We start from the raw sequence: 20,670 nt of genomic DNA, 5'->3' as shown, positions 1-20,670 counted from the left end.
GCCCGACCCCCCATGCCCGAGCTGGTGTTCTTCTGCGGAACCATGGACTGCGGGAAGTCGACCCTGGCCCTGCAGATCGAGCACAACCGCTCGGCGCGCGGCCTCATCGGCATGATCTTCACCCGCAACGACCGGGCCGGTGAGGGCAAGCTCTCCTCCCGCCTCGGCCTGGTCACGGACGCGGTGGAGGTGGGCGACGGCGCGGACCTGTACGCGCACCTCGTCGACCATCTCTCACAGGGCCGGCGCGCGGACTACGTGATCGCGGACGAGGCACAGTTCCTGGCCCCGGAGCAGATCGACCAACTCGCGCGCGTGGTCGACGACCTGGAACTCGACGTCTACGCCTTCGGCATCACCACCGACTTCCGCTCCAGGCTCTTCCCCGGCTCCCAGCGCCTGGTCGAACTCGCCGACCGGGTCGAGGTGCTCCAGGTCGAGGCCCTGTGCTGGTGCGGCGCCCGCGCCACGCACAACGCCCGCACCGTCGGCGGGGTGATGGTCGTCGAGGGCGCACAGGTGGTCGTCGGCGACGTCACCGGCTCCACGGACGAGATCGGCTACGAGGTCCTGTGCCGCCGCCACCACCGCCGCCGCATGACGGCGGCGACGTCCCGCGCGGCGGCACTGTCCCCGGACGTGTTGCCCGTCACCCATTGACGGACGGACGCCCCCCCGGAAAGCCGCCCGGTCCGGTCCGGGCCCACGCCCCGGCCTACGTCGACGCCAGGGCCTTTGTGGGTGACAGCCGGGAGGCCCGGACGGAAGGGTAGACACCGGCTGCCGCGCCGACCACCGCCGCACCGAGGCAGCCGCCGACGACCGAGAGCGCGGAGATCACCGGGGGCCAGCCCTGGTAGGTCGCGTAGCCGGCGGTGGCGAGGACGCCCAGCGCGGTTCCGGCGGCACCGCCCAGCACCGCCAGCGCCACCGACTCGGTGAGGAACTGGACGCGTATCTGGCCCCGGGTCGCGCCCAGGGCCCGGCGGAGCCCGATCTCCCTGCGACGCTCCAGCACCGAGATGACCATGGTGTTGGCGACCCCTATCCCGCCGACCAGCAGGGCGACTCCGGCGAGGCCCAGGAAGAGCGACGAGAACGAGTTCTCGGTGGCGCGCTTGGCGGCCAGGGCCTCCGACGGACGGCTGACCTGGACCTGGCCGGGCTGCTCGGGGAACACGGTAACGGGAAGCACGTCCCGGACGCCCTCGAGGGACGCCTCCCGCGCCTTGACGTAGATCACCGTGGGATTGCCGTCGAACCGCAGTGTCTTCCGGGCGGCAGGCCATCCGGTCAGTACGGCGTGGTCGAGGTCGTCGGCCAGGGGAACGGTGCGGAGAACGCCGATCACGGTGAACCACGAGCTGTCGATCCGGATCTGCGGGGGCGGGTCGCCGGCGTGGATCTTGCCGATGCCCAGTCGGGTGGCGGCCCGGAAGCCCAGTACGGCGGTGGGGAACTGTTCGTCGGCACGGCTGAAGAACCGTCCTGACGACACCGACCCGCCCACCACGTCCAGCAGATCACGCCGGGCCGCGAGAACGGTGACGCCCGTGCCGGAGAAGTCGTCCCCGGCGGTCAGGTCGGAACGCTGTACCTGCGCATGGGTGTTGGCCACCGCGCTCGCCGCCGTGACCGGGCCGATACGGCGCACCATGCCGACCGACTCCTCCGGCAGGGGGACGGGCCTGCTCTGCACGGACACGGACTGCGCCCGCAGCATGTTGGAGCCGAGCGCGGACATCTCGTCCATGAGCGCCCGGTGGCTGGAGGCGGGGATGCCCGTCACCACGACCATCGTGGCGATGCCGATCGAGATCCCGAGCGCCGACAGAGCGGCCCGGAGCTTACGGGTCCGCAGACCGAGCAGTCCGAGCCCGAGAAGGTCCGACGGAGCCAGACGCACCGGCTTGGCCGTGCGGCCGAGGGCGGGGCGGGAAGCCCTCCGAGCCGTTCGGCTCCGTCGGGCGTCTCGAGTTCTTCGCGGCTTCCGGCGGGAGGGGGAGTCAGGGGCGTTCATGGCGAACCCTCGGTCAGTGCGGTGTCTTCGACGAGGCGGCCGTCCCGCAGCTGGACCCGCCGGGGCAACCGGGCGGCGATGTCGCGGTCGTGGGTGATGACCGCGATCGTGGTGCCTTCCTCGTTGAGCGCTCTCAGCAGGGCCAGCGCCGCGGCGCCGTTGGCGGTGTCGAGCGCTCCGGTCGGTTCGTCGGCGAGAACCAGGGCCGGTTCGTTGACCAGCGCGCGGGCGATCGCCACACGCTGGCGCTCCCCTCCGGAGAGCTGCCGGGGCAGGTGGCGGGTGCGGTGCGCCAGTCCGACCCGCGCCAGGGCCTCCTCGGCCAGCCGGCGCCGTTGCCGCCGGGGGACTCCGGCGTACAGCAGGCCGGTGGCCACGTTCTCCGCCGCGGTGAGTCCGTCCGTCAGGTGGAACTGCTGGAAGACGAAGCCGAGACGCCGGCCGCGCAGGGCGGAGAGCTCACGGTCGGGGAGCTCCGCCACGTTCTGCCCTTCGACGATCACGTCGCCGCCGGTGGGCCGGTCCAGTGTGCCCATGATGTTGAGGAGCGTGGACTTGCCGGAGCCGGAAGGGCCGACGATGGCCAGCAGTTCGCCGGGCCCGACGGACAGCGACACCCGGTCGAGCGCCCGCACACCGCCGGAATAGGTCATGGTCGCCTCGCGCACGGTGATGACGGGGGTCATGCCGTGGTCTCCACTTTCATGCCCTCGGTGACTCCGCCGCCGCTGATCTCGACCAGTCCTTCGGAGAACATGCCCGTCTCGACGGGGACGAGCCGCCCCTCGGCGAGGCGGAGGGCGTAACCGCCCTCGCGCAGGGCGAGCAGGGCGCCGACGGGCACCGCGAGGACGTCCTTCCTGGACTCCGCCTCGAACTGCACCTGCACCGGAGCGGAGTCGAAGCCCTTCACGGCCTGCGGATCGTCGAGCGAGACGGAGACGTTGATCCTGGTGCGTCCCGGCCGGCTCTCGCTGTCCTGGTCGCTCTGGACGACGCTGCTGATCGCGGTGACCCGGCCCGTGGCCGTGGACCGGTCGGGGAGCACCACGGTGACCCGCTGTTTCCTCTTGATGGACCCGATGTCGAGTGCTTCCACCGGCACGGTCACGGACTTGGTGGTGGAGGTGACCGTCATCAGATCCGCCGCCGCCTCGTCCCCGGGCTGGACGAGGACCTCCCCGACCCGCACGGCGGCCTGCGTCACCACCACGTCGGAGACCTCGAGGACGCCGGTCGGCTCCATGCCCACGGTCGGCTGCCAGCGCCTGATGGCGGAGATCAGCGACGAGGTGAGCACGCCGTCGCCCTCCCCGACCGTCACCGGCGGGGGAGCCGCGTCCGGACCCTCGGCCGACGCCCCGGAGGACGAGGAGCCCGTGGCGTCCGTGGCGTCTGAGGACAGGGCGCCGCTCTCCTCCGAGCCCGGGGACCCCGGGGTACCGGAGGAGCCCTCCGCGGCCGGCGCCTCCCTCCGCTCCCCCTCCTGTCGGTCCGCAGCGGACGGTTCGCCGGCCGGAGGGGCCGACGGCTGGATCCGCGCGCCGGGGGACGGCTGGCTGCCGATGTCGTAGCCGAGCGCCTTGAGGTTGTCGGCGACGACCTGGACGTCCCGGCCGGTGAGGCCGACGGTGTCGAGTCTGCGGTACAGGGGCGTGCTGCCGTAGAAGACCACGGCGGGACGCTCGTCGACCCGGTACAGCGGTTGCCCGCGCTCGACCGTCTTCTCCTGTGCGGCGAACCAGGTGGTCCGTCCCTCCGCGGGGCCCCGGACGGTGCGCGGGGCCGTGTACCCGAGCGTGCCCTGGATCTCTCGGGTGCCCGCCAGATCGGTCCTGGTCACGGCGACCGTCCTGATCTCGGGGCCACTGCCGGTCGCCGGGCCGGCGCCGTCGTCGCGGGCCCACAGCAGTCCGGCGCCGATCCCGACCGTCAGGAGCACAGCGGTCGCGGTGACGACGCCGGGACGCGTGAACCTGCTTCCGCGCCGCGCCGAGGGTTCGCGGGAGGCCGGGTCCCGGTCCGGCGCGGGTTCCGGGGCGATCGCGCGCAGGGCCACGGTGTCAGCGGGGTCGCGTTCACTGCTCACTGAAGGCCTCGATCTGACACTCGCCATCGATCTGGCTCGCGTTCTCCGGTATGTCCCCGTCTTCCTTGAAATTCCATCCGCTGCCGTCGGGAAGCGGGTCGACCTTGAGGCCCCTGCGGTTATTGCATTCGATCCACTCGCGGTAGTCCTTCATGTAGTCCGGGTTCTTCTTCCGGTCGAGCTCCGGGGGCTCCATCGGTTTCTTGGAGAGGCACTTCTTTTCTGCTTCGGGGTGTTCCTCGGACACGTCCACGCCGGGAAACCACAGGGCGTTCGGATCGACCCCGTCACCGCCTTTGCCTCCCGAGCGCGGGATGTCCACCCCCTGGTCCCTGAGGCACCGGAGGTAGCCCTGGTACATCCGGACCTCCTCCTCGGTCGTGGTGTCCAGTCGGAGCTGGGGACGCCCGGCCTCGGGTTCGCCGGTCTTCGCCCCGGACTCCCCGGCCGCCGCCTCTTCCCTCCCGTCATGCTTCCCGGAGGCCACGGACGCCACCTCGGAGTCCCGGCCGCCGTCGCCGTCGCCGGAACAGCCGGAGGCCAGAGTGAATGCCATCCCGGTGACGGCGAGGACCAGGGCACCGCGACATGAGCGCCGTATGCGGGAAACGGAACGAGAACAGTCCGGAGAATTATCCATGCGGTGACTGTGGCAGAGGATTGTCAGGGAAATGTGAGTAGGCTTCGGCAGGGCGAGACCCGGCCTCGACGCCCTCGGCAATAGCACGGGATTGTCAGGAAGTTGTCAGGAAAGAGAAAGGGGCGACCGGCTCCCCGGCGCGTTCTTCCGGACTAGCATCGGGCCATGTGCGCAAACGTTCTGGTGGCCGAGGACGACGAGAAGCAGGCCGAACTGATCCGGCTCTACCTCGTCCACGAAGGCCACGACGTCACCGTGGTGCATGACGGCCGGACGGTCATGGACGAGGCCGTCCGACGGCCACCGGACCTGATCGTGCTCGACTGGATGCTTCCGGGCCTGGACGGACTGGAGGTGTGCCGCCGGATACGGGCGGAGGGGGACCTGCCCGTCCTGATGCTCACCGCCCGCTCCACCGAGGACGACGTGCTGCTCGGGCTGGACCTGGGCGCCGACGACTACATGACCAAGCCCTACCGGCCGCGTGAACTGGTGGCCAGGGTCCGCACCCTGCTACGGCGCACCCGGCGTTCGGACGACGGGGGGCATCAGGCACGAACGGCCCTGGAGGTCGGGCCGCTCACCGTGGACCCGGCCGGTCACGAGGTCTCCTCCCACGGCCGCCCGGTCCGCTGCACCCCGGGGGAGTTCCGCATCCTCAGTGCCATGGCGGCCGCGCCCGGCCGGGTGTTCACCAGAGCTCAACTGCTGGAGCTCACCACGGACTACGACCGGGTCACCACGGAACGCGCGGTCGACGTGCACATCATGAATCTGCGGAAGAAGATCGAGGTCTCTCCGCGCGACCCCGCTCTCCTGCTGACCGTCCACGGGATCGGATACAAGCTGACGAGCGGTCGCCGTGGCAGGTGAAGTCCCCCTGCGCAACAGCTTGTTGCTGCGCCTGCTGCTCACTTCCGTCGTGATCTCCCTGCTGTCCATCGGGGCCACCGCGTGGCTCACGGTGCGCGGCACGAGCCTGGCCATCGAGCAGGAGCGCGGTCAGGTGCTCGCGGACGACGCCGCCATCCAGGACACGCTCACGGGTTTCGCGGCGTCGCACCGGAGCTGGGCGGGGGTGGAGCGCGAGGTGCGGGACCTGGCCGGCCGGACCGGCCGCGGCATCGTCCTGACCACGCGGGCGCGCCGGCCGATCGCCGCGTCCGGCCGGGAGCGAGCCGGGGAACTACCCGTCAACGCCTCGGCGGTCATAGACCCGCTGCACGTCACGGCCCGTCCGGGGCAGGGCATCGATCCCAAGCAACAGCTCTCCCGCATCGACCCGCGTGCCGTCGGCCCCTACCGCCTGCCTGCCGGGGAGCGGGAGGAACTGCGCCGGCTCGCGCGCGCCGAGGCCTCGTGCCTGAGCAGGGTGAGGGGACGGCCAGCATACATCATCGAGGGATTCAGCGGCCGGCCCGAGGTCCGGCTCTCCCGGACGCGGGACGATCCCGCCCCGGCGTGTTTCTCCAAGGACATGTCGGCACCCACCAGGACGGAAGCCCGGGCCCTCGCCGAACTCGAACGGCTCGTCCGCCTCTGCGCGGAGCGCCATGACGTGCCCTCGTCCGGTTCCGTGCGGATCGACGTACATCTCCGGCCGGAGTACGAGGGATCCGAGGAGGAGCAGATGATCGTGGACGAGTGTGTCGAGGAGGGGCGGCGCGAGCAGCTCATCGGCCACGTCGCCCCGGCGGCCCTGCTGTTCGTGACCGACTCGCCCAGAGCGGCCGTCCGCGTGGTCGACCTGTCCCCGTCCGGAACCCTCCGGATCGTGGGCACCACCACATCGGTGCTCGCCGTGACCGCCGCGCTGACCGCGGTCGTCGCCGTCCGGCTGGTGCGTCCGCTGCGGGCGCTGGCCGACGCGGCCCGTGCCCCCGCCGGACAGCACATCCGCATTCCGGTCACCACCAAGGACGAGACCGGCTACCTGGCCGCCGCCCTCAACGACCTCTCGGAGCGCCGCGAACGCACCGAGGAGCAGCGCAGAGCCATGGTCAGCGACATCGCACACGAGCTGCGGACCCCGCTCACCAACATCCGCGGCTGGCTGGACGCGGCGCAGGACGGCATCGCCGAACCCGACTCAGCCCTCCTCGCCTCGCTCCAGGAGGAGGCCCACCTGCTCCAGCACATCATCGACGACCTGCAGGTGCTCGCCGCCGCCGACGCCGGGACGCTGCGCCTCAGCCCGCGGGACGTACGCCTCCAGAACCTGATGGGGCAGGCCGCGGCCGCGCACCGGACGGGGGCGGAGGCCAAGAACGTGGAGCTGCTCGTGCACGCCGTCGGCGATCTGCCGATCCACGCCGATCCGGTACGGCTGCGCCAGGTGATCGGCAACCTCCTGTCCAATGCCCTGCGCCACACCCCTCCCGGCGGCCGTGTCGCTCTCGTCGCCCACCACGCGGCGGAGGGCGTCGAACTCAGGGTGACCGACACCGGCACCGGAATCCGTGCGGAGGATCTGCCCCGCGTGTTCGACCGCTTCTGGCGGGGCGATCTGTCCCGCAGCAGGAAGACCGGAGGCAGCGGTCTGGGACTGTCCATCGTCAGACAGCTGGTACGGGCTCACGGCGGAGAGGTGTCCGTGACCAGCGTCCCGGGCACCGAGACGGTCTTCACCGTCCGGCTTCCCCGCGACGCCTCCCGAACCGGCCGGCCGTAGCCCGGATGGGGGCCGCGCTCCTGCTGTGGACGACACCCGTGCCCGCACGGCCGTCACGACCGGTGTGTCAGCCGATACGTGCTCCCGCGCCGCCGACCCGGACCCGTCGGTCACCGGCGCGCAGCGTCACCGTGAGCTCGCCGGGGCGGCCCAGGTCCTCGCCCTGGTGCAGGGTGAGGACGGCGTCCTCGGGGACCAGACCGAGCTCACGGGCGTAGGCACCGAACGCGGCGGCCGCGGCGCCGGTCGCCGGGTCCTCGACGACACCGCCCACGGGGAACGGGTCACGGACGTGGAAGACGGCGGCCGACTCCCGCCACACCAGTTGGACCGTGGTCAGGTCCAGTCGGTGCATGAGCGCTTCGAGGCGGGTGAAGTCGTAGGCGAGGTCCGCGAGACGGGCGCGGGTCGCCGCCGCGAGCACGAGATGGCGGGCGCCGGCGAACGCGATCCGGGGCGGGAAGGCCGGGTCGAGATCGTCGGCCGGCCAGCCGAGCGCGGCCAGCGCCTCCGTGAGGTCCGCGGCGTCGATCTCCTCGATGCGCGGCTCGACACTGGTGAGGGTGGCCCGGACCGACCCGTTCTCCTCGGTCACCTCCACCGGTACCGTGCCGGCGCGCGTCGCGAAGACCAGTTCCCCGGCGCCGAGGCGCTCCGCGAGTGCGACGGCCGTCGCGACGGTGGCGTGCCCGCAGAACGGCACCTCGGCCCGGGGGCTGAAGTACCGGATGCCGTACGCCCGCCCCTCCGGGCCGTCGAGTCCCTCCGGGGGTGCGGTCAGGAACGCGGACTCCGAGTACCCGAGTTCCGCGGCGATGGCCAGCATGGCGGCGTCGTCCAGACCGGTGGCGTCCAGTACGACGCCGGCGGGGTTCCCGCCGTCGGGGGAGCCGGAGAAGGCGGTGTAGCGCAGAATCTCGGGCCGCGGCGCGTTCGTCGTCATGCTCGCGGCAACACGGGGGCGGGCCGCGGCTATTCCGAGTCGGTCCCCTCCCGCCCGGCCGCCCGGAGCGGGACCCGCCGACCGGTCATCGACGGCCCCGTACACGGTCCGGCGAGCCGGGGCCCCGGCCCGGCCGGGCGGCCTGCACGGTCGTCGGCGTCCTCGTCCCGGGACAGCGGTGGACGTGTGTCTCAGGTACCGGGGTGCCCTCCGTCGCCGGTACCGAGGAGAGAGACCGTGAGCCGGCGCCCGACGTCAGGAGCCGCCGATGCCACAGGCGATCGCGCCCGCACCGCTCTCCGTCCCGCCGGGGCGGGGAGGCAGCGACGCCGGTCCGGCTCCGGGGCCCCGAGGCGCGGCGGTGCGTCCGGTCGACACGGCGGCCGCGTCGGCACCGTTCAGCCCGTTCAGCCCGCTCAGTCCGCTCAGGCCGTGTCGCCGTGCCTGCGCCGCAGCCCTTCGGCGAGCGGGGCCTTCGCGAACGCGCCCGCCGCGAGCCGGGACGCGACCGTCCGCCGCACGATCCGGTCGGCCAGGGCCGGGGCGTGCCGGGCCAGTGCCATCTCGGTCCTGCCCCGGCGGGTCGTCGCCACGTCGCGCGGCGCGTGCCGTGCCGTGACCGCGGAGACCACCGCGGACACCACCCCGTCGAGCGGCTCGGGCCGGGACACCCCGTCCAGCGAGAGACCGGCCTCGCGCGTGCTGTCGTGGATCGGGCTGCGCACCATGCTCGGGTACACGGTCGTCACCCCGACATGGGTGCCGACCTCCAGCCGCAGCGTGTCCGCGTACGCGGCGAGCGCCCGCTTGGAGACTCCGTAGGCGGCGGCCAGCGGCAACGGCAGCAGCGCCATCCGCGAGGCGATGAACACCACACGGCCACGCGCCCGTTCGAGATGGGGCAGCACGGCGGCCGTCACCTCCCAGGCGCCGAGCAGATTGAGCCGCATCTGGGTGTGCACCTCCTCGGACGGCCGCAGCTCCGCGGGCGCGGGACCGCCCCGGCCGGCGTTGTTGACCAGCACGTCCACGCCTCCGCCGAGCAGCCGCACCGCCTCCTCGACCCCCTTGGCCACCGACTCGGGGTCGGTCAGGTCGCAGCCCACGACGGGCACCGGCGCCGTCTCGTCCGCCACCAGGTCAAGACCGACGACCCGGGCGCCGAGTTCGGTGAAGCGGGCGCCGAGTGCCCGGCCGAAGGTCCCCGCGGCGCCCGTCACGATGACCCGCCGCCCCGCGAGGGAGCGTACGGGGCGCCGTCCGCCGGCGAGGTCCCGCGCCACCTGGCGGAGGTAGCGGTCCACGTCGATCCGCATGTGCGGACGCCTCGACCCCCACCGCGCCCGCGCGGCGTGCAGTTCCGCGACGACCTCGGTCAGCATCCGGTCCCGGGGCGGCCTGCGCAGCCGCCCGGACAGGTACGCGGCCAGCAGCCTGCCCTGCGCCTCCACGACCGGCAGCGCCGAACCGGTCGACTGCATGAGCCCCACGAAGGAGAGCGCGGGCTCGTCGAGCGGGAACACATGCCGGTACAGCGGCAGCCGCGCCGGGTCCGGAACCAGTTTCGGGTCGAGGAAGGGAACGGTCGCCCGGTATCCGGTGCACCACAGGATGTGGTCCACCTCGTCCTCCCGCCCGTCGGAGAAACGCACCCGGCGCCCCTCGAAGCCCTCGATGCCCGCCCGTACGCCGATCTTCCCGGCCGCCACCAGCGCCGGAACCGTGTCGCTCAGCGTGGGGTGGTCCTGGAGCACCCCTTCGGGCGACGGGGGCAGTGTGGGCCCTTCCTTCTCCCGGTCGGCGAGCCGCAGCATCGCCTGGGACACCCGCTGGCGCAGCCGCCACGGCAGTACGGCCGCGAGCGCGCCGTTCCACTGGTCGGTGGGGCGGCCCAGCAGCCGCTTGGGCAGCACCCACACACCGCGGCGGGCGGATATCAGCACCTCGTCCGCCTGCCCGGCCAGCTCCGTCGCGATGTCCATCGCGGAGTTGCCGGTGCCCACGACGAGCACCCTCCGGCCGGTGAACCCGGCCGGCTCGCGGTAGGTGTGCGCGTGCGAGGAGGTGCCCTCGAACGTGCCGGGGTACGGCGGTTCGGGCAGTCGCGGCGTGTGGTTGTGCCCGTTCGCCAGCACCAGGTGCGCGACGGACTCCGCGTACGAGCCGTCGGGGCCGTCCAGTTCGAGCAGCCAGCCCTCCTCGGTGCGCCGCGCGGTCATGAGTTCCGTGCTCAGGCGGTAGTGCGGCGGGACGCCGAAGCGCTCCGCGTATCCCCGGACGTACGACAGGAGCTGGGCGCGCGAGGGGTAGTCGGGCCACTCCGAGGGCATCGGGTGGTCGCTGAACTCGGTGCGCGGCTTCGAGGTGTTGAGGCGCAGTCCCTGGTACGCGGCGGTGTCGTCGGAGAGCCGCCACAGCCCGCCCAGCTCCCCGGCGCGCTCCAGCCCGATCACCTCGACGCCCGCCCCGAGCAGCGCCTTGACCGCCGCGATGCCCGCGATCCCGCCCCCGACGACGGCCACCCGCCCCGGCGCCGCCGTGCCCCGCCCTGTGCCCATCGCCCCGCGCCTTCCTCGAACCGGACAAGCTAATCCAACGTGCGATGGATTATTACGTCACTTCCGTCGCCGGCACCAGACCCCGAATCGCCGCCGGCCGGCGGCGCGCCGTAGAGCGCGTCCAGAAATCTGCGCACCCAGAGGCGGAACTCGTACCGCTCGCGCTCCCGCTCGGCGGGGGAGGCGGCCGCCAGCGCGGTGACATGGCCGTGCGCCGCCCACACGAGGCTGCGCACCGTGACGTGCGGGGTCGTCTCCCGAACCGTCCCCGCGTGGGCGGCCTCCAGCAGGACCCGCTCGACCTCGCCGTACAGCGGCAGCGCGTAGGCCCGGTCGAGGCTCGTGCCCCGCGTCGGATCGAGCCATCGGCGCAGCCACAGGAACGTCGTGTGCGGGTGCTCCTCCAGGAACTCCACGAAGCCGTCCGCGAGGGCCCGCAGCGCCGCCGCCAGCGGCGGACCGCCCGCCGTCGCGGCCCGGCCCAGGTCCTCCACCAGCCGGGCGAGCGCCGCCCGCTCCGCCTCGTGCACCCGCTCGAAGCAGGCGTCGTACAGCGCGTCCTTCGCCGGAAAGTGATGGTGCAGGCTCGACACGTCGATGCCCACCCGGGCCGCGATGTCGCGCAGCGAGGTCCCTTCCGGCCCCCGCGCGGCGAACAACGCCGTCGCCTCCCGCAGGATCAGCTCACGCGTGGAGGGCCCTTCCCGTTCCGCGCGCCGGGGCCGGCCCGGCCCGCGCCGGGCGGGCCGCTCATCGGGTGTCTCACTGCTCTTCCTCATCCGGCACAGTCTGGCTAGGATCCGCAGACCTCGCAATCAAGCACCTGAGGGATTGATGAACGCCGCCACAGGATCAGAAGCCCCTCCCCCCGGACACCCGGCCCCCGCCGCCACCGGGGACACCGCGGACACCGGCGACGGAGCGGACGTGCCCCGTCCCGCGCTCCTGCGCTACGCCCTCGGCTCGGCCGGTATGGGCGTCTACGTGACCGTCCCCGGCCTGCTGCTCCTGTACTTCCTCACCGACACCCTCGGTGTGGCCCCCTGGCTGGCCGGACTGGCGCTGCTGCTGCCGAAGGCCGTGGACATCGTCCTGCACCCCTTCGTCGGCTCCCTCTCCGACCGGGAGCGCGCCCGGCGGGGCAGCAGGCTGCGGCTCCTGGCGGCCGGCTGCGCCCTCGCCCCGGCGTTCGTCGCGCTCTTCGCGGTGCCGGGCCCCGTCGCCGACCGGCCGTGGGCCGCCGCCGTCTGGGTCGCCGGCTGGTTCGTCGTCGCCAACGCCCTCTTCGCCGCCTACCAGGTGCCGTACCTCTCCACGCCCACCGACATGACGGTCGGCTACCACGGCCGGACCCGTGTGCTCTCCTTCCGCATGGTGGTCCTCACCGTCGGCATCCTGGTCGGCGGCGCACTGGCCCCGCTGCTGGCGGGAGAGGGCGACTCGGTCACCCGGTACGCGGTCATGGCCCTCGTCCTCGGCGTGTTCATGGTGGCCTTCCAGACCGTCGGCGTCGGCGGCGTCCGCGACCTCCTGCCCACCGCACCCCGGCCGGACGTGGAGGGCCGGGAGGCGGAGCGCAAGGCACACGGCCCGGCCCTGACCCAGGCGCGGGACGTGCTGCGCGCCAACCCGTCCTTCCGCGTCCTGGTCCTCGGCTACCTCCTCGTCTCCACCACCACCCACCTCGTCCTCGCCGGCCTGCCCTACTACGCGCGGCACGAACTGGGCCGCCCCGGCTTCACCACCGTCCTCATGGCGGCGTTCGTCGCACCCGCCCTGCTCACCACCCCCCTGTGGTTCCGCCTCTCCCGGAGCTGGGGAAAACAGCGTTGCCTGCTGCTGTGCCAGGCCTTCTTCGCCGCCGGATCCCTCGGCCTGGCCGCGGGCGACTCGGCCGGGATCGCGGTCCCCGTGCTGTGCACCCTGGTCCTCGGCGTGTGCTTCGCGGGCCTCCAGCTCTTCCCGTTCTCGATGGTCCCCGACACCGTCCGCGCGGCGGGCGGCAGCGAGATCGAACGGACCGGCGCCTACACGGGGGTGTGGACCGCCACGGAGTCGACGGGGGCCGCGGCCGGTCCCTACCTATACTCGGCCGCCCTCGCCCTCGGCGGATACGCCGCCGCGCGGGCCGGCGAGGACATCACCCAGACCGGCGCCGCCCACACCGCCATCCTCCTGGGCTTCACCCTCCTGCCCGCCCTCCTGATGGCAGCGGCCCTCGCCGTGCAGTCCCGCTACCGCCTGGACGCACAGATGACGCGGCCCACCGCTTCGGCGGACGGCCCGGTCACCAAGGCCTGACCGGTTCGGACGGTCCTCACAGGGCCAAAGGCCAAGGCCGTGAAGTTACGGGCTGATCGTCGGCGTCAAGATGTTGATGTGGCTTTATCGAGCAGTAGCGACGTCACTTGTCGACGGGTTTGGGAGGCGCCCAGAACCACGGTCGGGTGATGTTGATGAGTTCGGGAGGCACTGGGGTTCTTGCCAGGGCAGCATCGGGATGTTCCTGGTGAAAGGTCCTGGTCATGCCGCAAATGTCGAAGGTCGAGCTGTACGCGGCGATCCGGCGTGACCATCGCGGCGGCATGTCGATGCGGGAGCTTGAGCGCAAGCACAGCGTGACGTGGCGGACGGTACGGAAGGCGCTGGACTCCTCCTGGCCTGAGCCCCGTAAGAAGCTGCCTCCCCGGGCCACCACGCTGGACCCGTACAAGCCGGTGATCGACGAGATCCTGCGGACGGACCTGGACGCGCCGCGCAAGCAGCGGCACACGGTTACCCGGATCTTTCACCGGCTGGTCGAGGAGCACGGGGCGGACGTCTCCTACGGGGTCGTGCGCTACTACGTCGCAGGCCGGAAGCCCGAGATCCTGGTCGAGTCCGGCAAAGCGCCGCTGGAAGCATTCGTCCCGCAGACACACCTGCCCGGTCACGAAGCGGAGGTCGACTTCGGTGACGTGACCGTGCGCCTGGGCGGCGAGCTGGTGACCTGCTACCTCTTCTCCTTCCGGCTGTCGTACTCGGGCAAGGCCGTACACCGCGTGTTCGCCTCCTGCGGCCAGGAAGCCTTCTTCGAAGGCCACGTTCATGCATTGCGGACGCTGGGCGGGGTGCCGAGGACGAAGGTCCGCTACGACAACCTGAAGGCCGCCGTCGCCAGGGTGCTGGGGCAGAGCCGAGGAAGAGTTGAGGCCGACCGGTGGATCGCCTTCCGCTCGCACTTCGGCATCGAAAGCTTCTACTGCCGGCCCGGCATCGAAGGCGCCCACGAGAAGGGCGGAGTCGAAGGGATGATCGGCTACTTCCGCCGCAACCACTTCGTCCCTGTCCCCGAGGTCGCCTCGCTCGCCGAGCTGAACGAGATGGTCGAGCAGTGGGACCAGCAGGACGACGCCCGCCGCATCGGCTCCAGGCCCAAGACGGTCGCCGAGTATTTCGCACTCGAACAACCGCTGCTGATGCCGCTGCCCGAGGAACCGTTCGAGACGGGCAGGCTGTTCACCCCGCGGGTCGACCGCTACGGACAGATCCCGGTCCGCACCAACCGCTACTCAGTCCCAATCCGGCTGATCGGAAAACGCGTGCGCGTCGTGCTCCACGCCTCTCACCTTGTGGTTTACGACCAGAACGTGGAAGTCGCCCGGCACGAACGGCTGATCGCGAAAGGTGCCGTCCGTCTGAACCTGGACCACTACCTGGAAGTCCTGGTCCGCAAGCCCGGCGCCTTCCCCGGCTCCACAGCCCTCGAACAGGCCCGCTCGGCAGGCAGGTTCACCCCGGTCCACGACGCCTGGTGGGACCAGGCCCGCAAGATCCATGGCGAGCGGGACGGCACCCGGGCCCTGATCGAGGTACTCCTGCTGGGGCGTCATCTGCCCCATGAGCATGTCGTCGCTGGCCTGGCTGCGGCACTGCGGGCAGGGGCGATGACCGCGGACGCGGTCGCTCTGGAAGCCCGCAAGGCCGCCCAGGCGGAGACCGAGCCCGCCCCCGCAGCGGACCGGCTGGTTCCCGGGAAGCCGTCGGCGACGGTGACGTCCCTGCACGAGTGGCGGCTCGCGCACCTTCCTGCGGACACCAGGCCGCTGCCCTCGGTGGCCCCCTATGACCAATTGCTCCGACGCCGTCGCACCAGCGGCGGCGACCAACGTGAGGGAGAAGCCCAGTGACCCTGCCCCGCCAGCGAGGCTTGACCGAGCAGGCCGCCGACGCCGCCATCGACAGCGCCTGCCGGCTCCTGCGACTGCCGTCGATCCGCAACGAGTTCTCCGACATCGCCGACCGGGCGATGAAGGACCAGATGACCTACCGGGGCTTCCTCGCCGAACTGCTGATGACCGAGTGCGACGACCGGTCCCGTCGCCGTTCGGAAAGGCGGATCAAGGCGGCCGGCTTCCCGCGGGAGAAGTCCCTGCGGGCCTTCGACTTCGACGCGAATCCCAACATCGACGCAGCCACCATCCACACCCTCGCCAGCTGAGAGTGGATCAAGAAGAGTCAGCCTCTCTGCCTGATCGGGGACTCCGGCACCGGCAAGTCCCACATGCTCATCGCCCTGGGCACCGAGGCCGCCATGAAGGGCTACCGAGTTCGCTATACGCTCGCCACGAAGTTGGTGAACGAGCTGGTCGAGGCTGCCGATGAGAAGCAGCTGAACAAGACCATCGCCCGCTACGGCCGCGTCGATCTCCTCTGTATTGATGAGCTCGGCTACATGGAACTGGACCGTCGCGGCGCCGAGCTCCTCTTCCAGGTTCTGACGGAACGCGAGGAGAAGAACAGCGTCGCCATCGCCTCGAACGAGTCCTTCGGCGGCTGGACCAAGACCTTCACCGACCCCCGTCTCTGCGCGGCCATCGTGGATCGCCTTACCTTCAATGGCACCATCATCGAGACCGGCACCGACTCCTACCGTCTCGCCAGCACCCGCGCACGCGCCGAGGAACCAGTCAAGGCCGGCTGAGTTCGGTGGTTGTCGATCTTGACGTGCCGGACGAGCGTGAAGTCAGATGCGGTGTCGAGTTCGTCATCAGAAGCGGTACCGCTGCATAGGGGTTTTGGTGTGTTCATAGCGAAAGAGGATGCTTTCGATCCTGAGGAGATGCTCGGCCTCTACGACTCGGTCGGCTGGGAGGGCTACACCAAAGACGTCGACAAGCTCTGCCGCGGCCTGCTGAACTCGCACCTCGTCATCACGGCACGAGACGGTTCAGGAACGCTCCTCGGACTGGCTCGGACCATCTCTGACGACGAGCACATCTGTTACGTCCAGGACGTCGTGGTCAACCCCGAGTATCACAGGCAGGGCATCGGCCGGGCCTTGATCGAGGACCTCATGCCGCGCTACTCGCACTGCCGCTTCTTCCTCCTGTCCACGGACCACGAGGCGTCACCGGAGGGCAAGCGCAACCACGCGTTCTACCGGAGTCTGGGCTTCCTGTCCTACGAGGAAAAGGAGATGGCGGGCTTCGGACTGCCCAGGAACCGCCCAGATCTGCGTGACATGGCGCCGTAAACCAATTCATACGTGGCCTGAACCGTCCCCGGTCTTCTTCCGGTCGACCTCTGCCACTACTCCCACCTTCGACGGCCAGCCGCCCGTCAGGGCGGCTGGCCGTCCCGTATCCCCAGACACGACAGCGCCGTCATTTGTCATCGACATCCGCGAGCTGGGTGATCACCAACCGCCTCCAGAACCGGTCGACAAACGCTGTTCCTAGAGATCAACGAAGCCAGCCGCCAGTGCGGCCGGCAGCGGCAGCCCGTACTTGTCGCACAGGAAGCGGGTCTGGCAGTACCGCTGGGCGTCGGTGGCCACCCTGCCGAGGACCGCACCGTTCACACTGGCACCGATGAGGACACCCACGAACGGCACGGCCTTGGCGACGTTCTCGACGGGCGCCCTGGAGCCGGCCGGGCCCAGTCGCTGCATCACCTTCTCCAGGGTGGCCAGGAGGCGGTGGTCGTTGCGGAGCTTCTGCGACCAGTTCACGCGTCCCTTGACCGCGTCCGCTGCCCGTGCGGTGTCACGCAACGGCTTGGCTTTGGCCGCCTGTTCCATGAAGGACCGCTGTACCAGGCATTGGATGAAGTCCTGCTCCTTGGGGTCCTTGGCGTCGTAGCCGTAGGAGTACGTGATGCGTGCTGCAATAGAGGTGCTCAGGACCTGGACGACGAGGATGTCCGCTGTCATCGCAGTGAGAGTGCCTGCGACGGGGACCGTAGCCAGCATGCCCATGGCGCCGCCTTCGACCGCGCCGATGGCCCGCCACGTGAGGGTGTTGCGGGTCAGCAGCCGGTCGCAGACCTTGAGGTCCTGCTGCCGCAGTGCGGTGAAACTGTCGATGTCGAAGCCCTTCTTACGGGCGAGCTCCTCAACGCTCTTCGGGTTGTTGAGCTCCAGGGCCAAGTCGTTGCCCAGCTCGAGCAACGCCGTAGCGCTTGCAAGCACCGGCCGCACGGCTGTGTCGGCGACCGCTTCGCCCGCGCGACGGACTGGTTCCGCGACCGCCTCCGGCACGGCGTCCCTGACCCGTCTTACGGTGTTTCCCGCGAGCTGATTGGTGCGACCGAGCACGACGCTCGCCCGGTTCGGCAGAGCGCGGCGGTTCTTGCGGCGCTGCCAGTGTTCGTTGAGCGTGTCCCACACCTGCCGCTCATACGTGCTCATTGGAGGCGCACCGTCGACGGGTGGACCGGCGTCCGTGCTCATTGAGGTTCTCCTTTTCAACTGTGATCGTGGGGACCACGGTTCCCTACCGGCCGACACGTGGGTGAGTTGAATCGTTCAGTGAGAAGTTCCGAAAGAAGTGGGCATGCGCAGGGAAGATACTGAGCAGTTGCCCTGCATCGTTTGGCCGTTCAGTCGCCGAGGGTGAACGTGAGGCCACCCGCGCGCAGTTCCTCCTCGGTCTGGGTGAGTCCGCCCCGGTGGGAGACTTCGACCGTGTAGAACTTCGAGCCCGGCGTGACGTCGTCGACCGTGAACGGGAACTCACAGCCCCGTTCCGTCTTATGGCCGAGTCCCAGGCTCCCCACGGCGACGAGGGTGCCGCCGACATCGGTGACATTGACCTGGGTGCCGAAGTCGATGTCGGAGTAGCCGCCCGTCCTGGAGCACAGCTCCTCGGGGTCCAGACCCGCGCCGATCCCCGCGACGGTGAGCGTCCCGTCGGTACTGAACGGCCCCTCCACGTCCTCTGCCTGCTCGGCGCTCACGGAGGGGGAAGCGGACGCACCGGCTGCGGCTGCGTCGGTCTTGCTACCACCGACCAGCGACATCCCCGCCCAGCACGTCCCCACCACGGCGGCGCCGAGACCAGCACCGATCGCGAGGACCGCGCCGCGCGACAGCCGCGACCAGCGGGAAGCGGAGACGGCCGCGGACCCCGGCTCCTCGGTCGCCACCCCGGGAATCTCGGGAGGCATGTGCGGGGGAGGGGTGTGCGGGGGCTGCTCCGGGACGGACATTGCGGGACTTCCTTTCGAGCGGGGGCGGATGGCGGTAGGGAAAGGGAGGGGCGGGCGGTCCGTTCTCGACGGACCGCCCGCCCCATGGCCGCCGCGCCCCCCCACGAGCGCGGCGGCGTATCGCGGCGGCCGGTCAGCCGGTCCTGGTCCACTCCTGGCAGCCGTTGGTCTCGAAGTACTCGCCCTTGTTGACCGTCACCCGGCCCTGGCCCTGGAGGTTGTCGTTGGCGATGATCGCCCCGAACTCCCCGGAGGCGTCCTTGGTACGCGCCCAGTAGCAGTTCAGAGGCGTACCTTCGGAAGGCGCTGTCTCGCCATTGCTCCGAAGAGCAGATCAAAGAAGCGATCGAAGAGACTCCGGCAGCGGCGGGCATCCCCCTCGACATCTTGGAAAAGGCTGCCAACGACTCCATCAAGTACGAGACCGCCAAGGTCAGCGCCGCTTCCGCGGCTGCCGGACTGCCCGGCCTGGTTTTTCTTCCCGTCACGATCCCGGCCGACTTGGCGCAGTACATGGGCCACATGCTGCGCATCGCCCAGAAGCTCGCCTACCTCTACAGCTGGCCTGACCTGTTCTCCGGAGACGGCGAGGACATGGATGACGCGACCGAGGGAGTGCTCACACTCTTCGTCGGCGTGATGTTCGGCACCCATTCGGCGAACACCGCTGTCGGGAAGGTCGCGGAGGCGATGTCGAAGCAGGTCGCCAAGAAACTACCCCAGAAGGCACTCACGAAGGGCTTCATCTACCCCCTCGTGAAGAAGATCGCGGGTCACCTCGGTAAGGAGATGACGAAGCAGACCTTCGCAAGGACCGTCTCCAAGGCGGTCCCTGTCGTCGGCGCCGTAGTTTCCGGCGGTCTCACGTTCGCGACCTTCCGCCCCATGACGAAGAAGTTGAAGAACCACCTCGCCGGGCTGGACATGACGAAACCCACCCTGCGGGTCGAGGGCGTCGAGGTCGCGCGAGAGGACGAACCCTCCGTCACGGACTACGTCGAACAGTCCGACGGGGACGACGCCGCATCCAGGTAGAGAGCCCTCAGCTGACGCATCCGGGTCCTTGTGAGCCCGGATGCGTCAGCTGCGGCCCAGCCTCAGACGCGCCGTTCCGACGAGGGCAACTCGATGAAGCTTGCCCATGCCTCACGGGAGACAGTGAGTACGGGACCGGCGTCAGCCTTCGAGTCACGGACGTGCACAGCAGCCGAACCGGCCGCGACCTCTACACACTGACCGCCCTCGGTTCCGCTGTAGCTGCTCTTGAACCAGGCGAGGTCCGAGGCGATGGTCGAGGACTCAGCGTTGTTCATAGCGCTCCCAGCAACCCTTCGATGAACTTCGTCGACTCTCGCGGACTGAGAGCCTGTGATCGGATAATCCCATAGCGCGCAGCTGCGAGAGCCGTCTGTTCCGGGTCGGTCTCAAGAGAGCTGGTCGTGTGCGTCTCTGCGTAGACGAACTTCTTGCCATCCTTCCTGGTGACAACCGTGAACGGCCCATTCACGCCTGCGTTCTCCTCGCACTCGGTCGGCATGACCTGGATCTCGACGTTCTGCTTCTGACCGGTGAGGAGAATGAGCTCCAGCTGTCCCCGCAGCACGTCTGTGCCGCCGTACCGATGACGCAGAACCGCCTCGTTCACTACGAAGCTCAGCAGCGGGGCCGACTTGCGGTCGAAGATGTCCTGCCGGGCCAGCCGAGCAGTCACCCGCTGCTCGACCGTTTCCGAGTCCAGGGGCGGACGCCGCATCGCGAGCAGCGCCCTCATGTACTCCTCGGTCTGAAGCAGCCCGTTGACGACATGGGTGTCATACATCAGCAGCTCAAGGCACTCCTTCTCCAACACCGCCATCCCCTGGAAGAACCCCGGATACTGAGCCCGCTCCACCTGCTCCTTCCACAAGCACAGCAGCCCACCCGTCCCCAGCACCTCATCCGCCCGCTCGATCGTCCTCGGCGTCGGAATCCTCCGCCCCTGCTCGAACGACGCGATGGTGGACGCCGAGTACCCGAGCCGCCGGCCGAACTCCTCGCGCTCCAGCCCCTCCCGCACCCGCAGCGTCTTCATGGTCTGCCCGAACGCGACCACGACACCCCGCCCGGCCTCGTCCTCCGGCCGCCGCCCGGCCCTGCCGTCGTTCTCCCACCCGTCCCCGAGACTCACGACCGCCGCTCCCGCGCCGCCGCCGTTGCCCTCGCCGTTCTCACGCTCCCCGGGGACCGTCTCGGCCCCGGCCTCCGCACCCGCGTACTCCGCCATGTCCACCACCGCCTTC

At 70.4% G+C, this 20,670-nt stretch carries 17 protein-coding genes and 2 pseudogenes; 8 read left to right on the top strand and 11 right to left on the bottom strand.

The genetic code is table 11. The annotated features are described in order from the left end of the window. Positions 1–12 precede the first annotated feature (12 nt). Entirely contained in the window at positions 13–660 is a 648-nt protein-coding gene (locus tag HTV45_RS25195; RefSeq protein ID WP_215208158.1) for a thymidine kinase, read from the top strand. 55 nt (positions 661–715) lie between these two features. Here the strand turns inward: HTV45_RS25195 and HTV45_RS25190 are convergent, their stop codons facing one another. The 4 genes from HTV45_RS25190 to HTV45_RS25175 form a co-directional block, all read right to left on the bottom strand. Further along, positions 716–1,906 (bottom strand): ABC transporter permease, encoded by a 1,191-nt coding sequence (locus HTV45_RS25190; RefSeq protein ID WP_308309749.1) that lies wholly within the window; start codon positions 1,904–1,906, stop codon positions 716–718. 110 nt (positions 1,907–2,016) lie between these two features. After that, entirely contained in the window at positions 2,017–2,706 is a 690-nt protein-coding gene (locus tag HTV45_RS25185; protein WP_215208156.1) for an ABC transporter ATP-binding protein, read from the bottom strand. Continuing rightward, a complete protein-coding gene (locus HTV45_RS25180; protein ID WP_215208155.1) occupies positions 2,703–4,109 on the bottom strand; it encodes an efflux RND transporter periplasmic adaptor subunit in 1,407 nt (468 codons plus the stop codon). The genes HTV45_RS25185 and HTV45_RS25180 overlap by 4 nt, the downstream gene beginning before the upstream one ends. Next, positions 4,099–4,596 carry a hypothetical protein gene (locus HTV45_RS25175; RefSeq protein WP_308309748.1) on the bottom strand — a complete coding sequence of 166 codons (498 nt, stop codon included), beginning with the start codon at positions 4,594–4,596 and terminating at the stop codon, positions 4,099–4,101. The genes HTV45_RS25180 and HTV45_RS25175 overlap by 11 nt, the downstream gene beginning before the upstream one ends. A 318-nt stretch (positions 4,597–4,914) precedes the next feature. Between HTV45_RS25175 and HTV45_RS25170 the strand changes: the two genes are divergently transcribed. Continuing rightward, the gene (locus HTV45_RS25170; protein WP_215208154.1) at positions 4,915–5,622 is read left to right on the top strand and encodes a response regulator transcription factor; all 708 of its coding nucleotides are present in this window, start codon (positions 4,915–4,917) and stop codon (positions 5,620–5,622) included. Further along, entirely contained in the window at positions 5,612–7,420 is a 1,809-nt protein-coding gene (locus tag HTV45_RS25165) for a cell wall metabolism sensor histidine kinase WalK (RefSeq protein ID WP_215208153.1), read from the top strand. Before HTV45_RS25170 ends, HTV45_RS25165 begins: the two co-directional genes overlap by 11 nt. A 67-nt stretch (positions 7,421–7,487) precedes the next feature. On the opposite strand, the gene HTV45_RS25160 is transcribed toward HTV45_RS25165, so the two are convergent. From HTV45_RS25160 to HTV45_RS25150, 3 genes are all read right to left on the bottom strand, one after another. Next, positions 7,488–8,363 carry a PhzF family phenazine biosynthesis protein gene (locus HTV45_RS25160; RefSeq protein ID WP_215208152.1) on the bottom strand — a complete coding sequence of 292 codons (876 nt, stop codon included), beginning with the start codon at positions 8,361–8,363 and terminating at the stop codon, positions 7,488–7,490. Positions 8,364–8,788: 425 nt separating this feature from the next. Next, positions 8,789–10,921: an SDR family NAD(P)-dependent oxidoreductase gene (locus HTV45_RS25155; protein ID WP_215208151.1), complete on the bottom strand. Its 2,133-nt coding sequence runs from the start codon at positions 10,919–10,921 to the stop codon at positions 8,789–8,791. A gap of 29 nt (positions 10,922–10,950) precedes the next feature. Continuing rightward, positions 10,951–11,700 (bottom strand): TetR/AcrR family transcriptional regulator, encoded by a 750-nt coding sequence (locus tag HTV45_RS25150; protein WP_215208150.1) that lies wholly within the window; start codon positions 11,698–11,700, stop codon positions 10,951–10,953. Positions 11,701–11,848: 148 nt separating this feature from the next. On the opposite strand from HTV45_RS25150, the gene HTV45_RS25145 reads away from it, so the two are divergent. The 4 genes and pseudogenes from HTV45_RS25145 (at position 11,849) to HTV45_RS25130 (ending at position 16,436) form a co-directional block, all read left to right on the top strand. Next, positions 11,849–13,222 carry an MFS transporter gene (locus tag HTV45_RS25145; RefSeq protein WP_308309747.1) on the top strand — a complete coding sequence of 458 codons (1,374 nt, stop codon included), beginning with the start codon at positions 11,849–11,851 and terminating at the stop codon, positions 13,220–13,222. A 233-nt stretch (positions 13,223–13,455) separates the two neighbouring features. Further along, on the top strand, positions 13,456–15,090 hold the full coding sequence (istA, locus tag HTV45_RS25140) for an IS21 family transposase (protein ID WP_215208183.1): 1,635 nt from the start codon (positions 13,456–13,458) through the stop codon (positions 15,088–15,090). After that, positions 15,087–15,884: pseudogene (istB, locus tag HTV45_RS25135) on the top strand (IS21-like element helper ATPase IstB). The gene istA and the pseudogene istB overlap by 4 nt, the downstream one beginning before the upstream one ends. A gap of 99 nt (positions 15,885–15,983) precedes the next feature. Continuing rightward, positions 15,984–16,436, top strand: coding sequence for a GNAT family N-acetyltransferase (locus tag HTV45_RS25130; RefSeq protein ID WP_215208148.1), 453 nt, complete (start codon positions 15,984–15,986; stop codon positions 16,434–16,436). A 201-nt stretch (positions 16,437–16,637) separates the two neighbouring features. Here HTV45_RS25130 and HTV45_RS25125 read toward each other — a convergent pair whose 3' ends face one another. Together HTV45_RS25125 and HTV45_RS25120 are read right to left on the bottom strand one after the other, a co-directional pair. Continuing rightward, positions 16,638–17,591: an EcsC family protein gene (locus HTV45_RS25125; protein WP_251692721.1), complete on the bottom strand. Its 954-nt coding sequence runs from the start codon at positions 17,589–17,591 to the stop codon at positions 16,638–16,640. A gap of 191 nt (positions 17,592–17,782) precedes the next feature. After that, on the bottom strand, positions 17,783–18,391 hold the full coding sequence (locus HTV45_RS25120) for a hypothetical protein (RefSeq protein WP_215208146.1): 609 nt from the start codon (positions 18,389–18,391) through the stop codon (positions 17,783–17,785). 285 nt (positions 18,392–18,676) lie between these two features. On the opposite strand from HTV45_RS25120, the pseudogene HTV45_RS25115 reads away from it, so the two are divergent. After that, a pseudogene (locus tag HTV45_RS25115) lies at positions 18,677–19,426 on the top strand (hypothetical protein); the annotation flags it as partial. 62 nt (positions 19,427–19,488) lie between these two features. On the opposite strand, the gene HTV45_RS25110 reads toward HTV45_RS25115, so the two are convergent. Together HTV45_RS25110 and HTV45_RS25105 are read right to left on the bottom strand one after the other, a co-directional pair. Next, entirely contained in the window at positions 19,489–19,704 is a 216-nt protein-coding gene (locus tag HTV45_RS25110; protein ID WP_215208145.1) for a DUF397 domain-containing protein, read from the bottom strand. Next, positions 19,701–20,654 carry a helix-turn-helix transcriptional regulator gene (locus HTV45_RS25105; protein WP_215208181.1) on the bottom strand — a complete coding sequence of 318 codons (954 nt, stop codon included), beginning with the start codon at positions 20,652–20,654 and terminating at the stop codon, positions 19,701–19,703. Before HTV45_RS25105 ends, HTV45_RS25110 begins: the two co-directional genes overlap by 4 nt. Positions 20,655–20,670: the final 16 nt, after the last annotated feature.

Source organism: Streptomyces sp. CHD11 (assembly GCF_018638295.1).
Taxonomy (GTDB): domain Bacteria; phylum Actinomycetota; class Actinomycetes; order Streptomycetales; family Streptomycetaceae; genus Streptomyces.
Note: the sequence above shows the minus strand (reverse complement) of the source record. Positions and strands in the feature narration are given on the sequence as shown.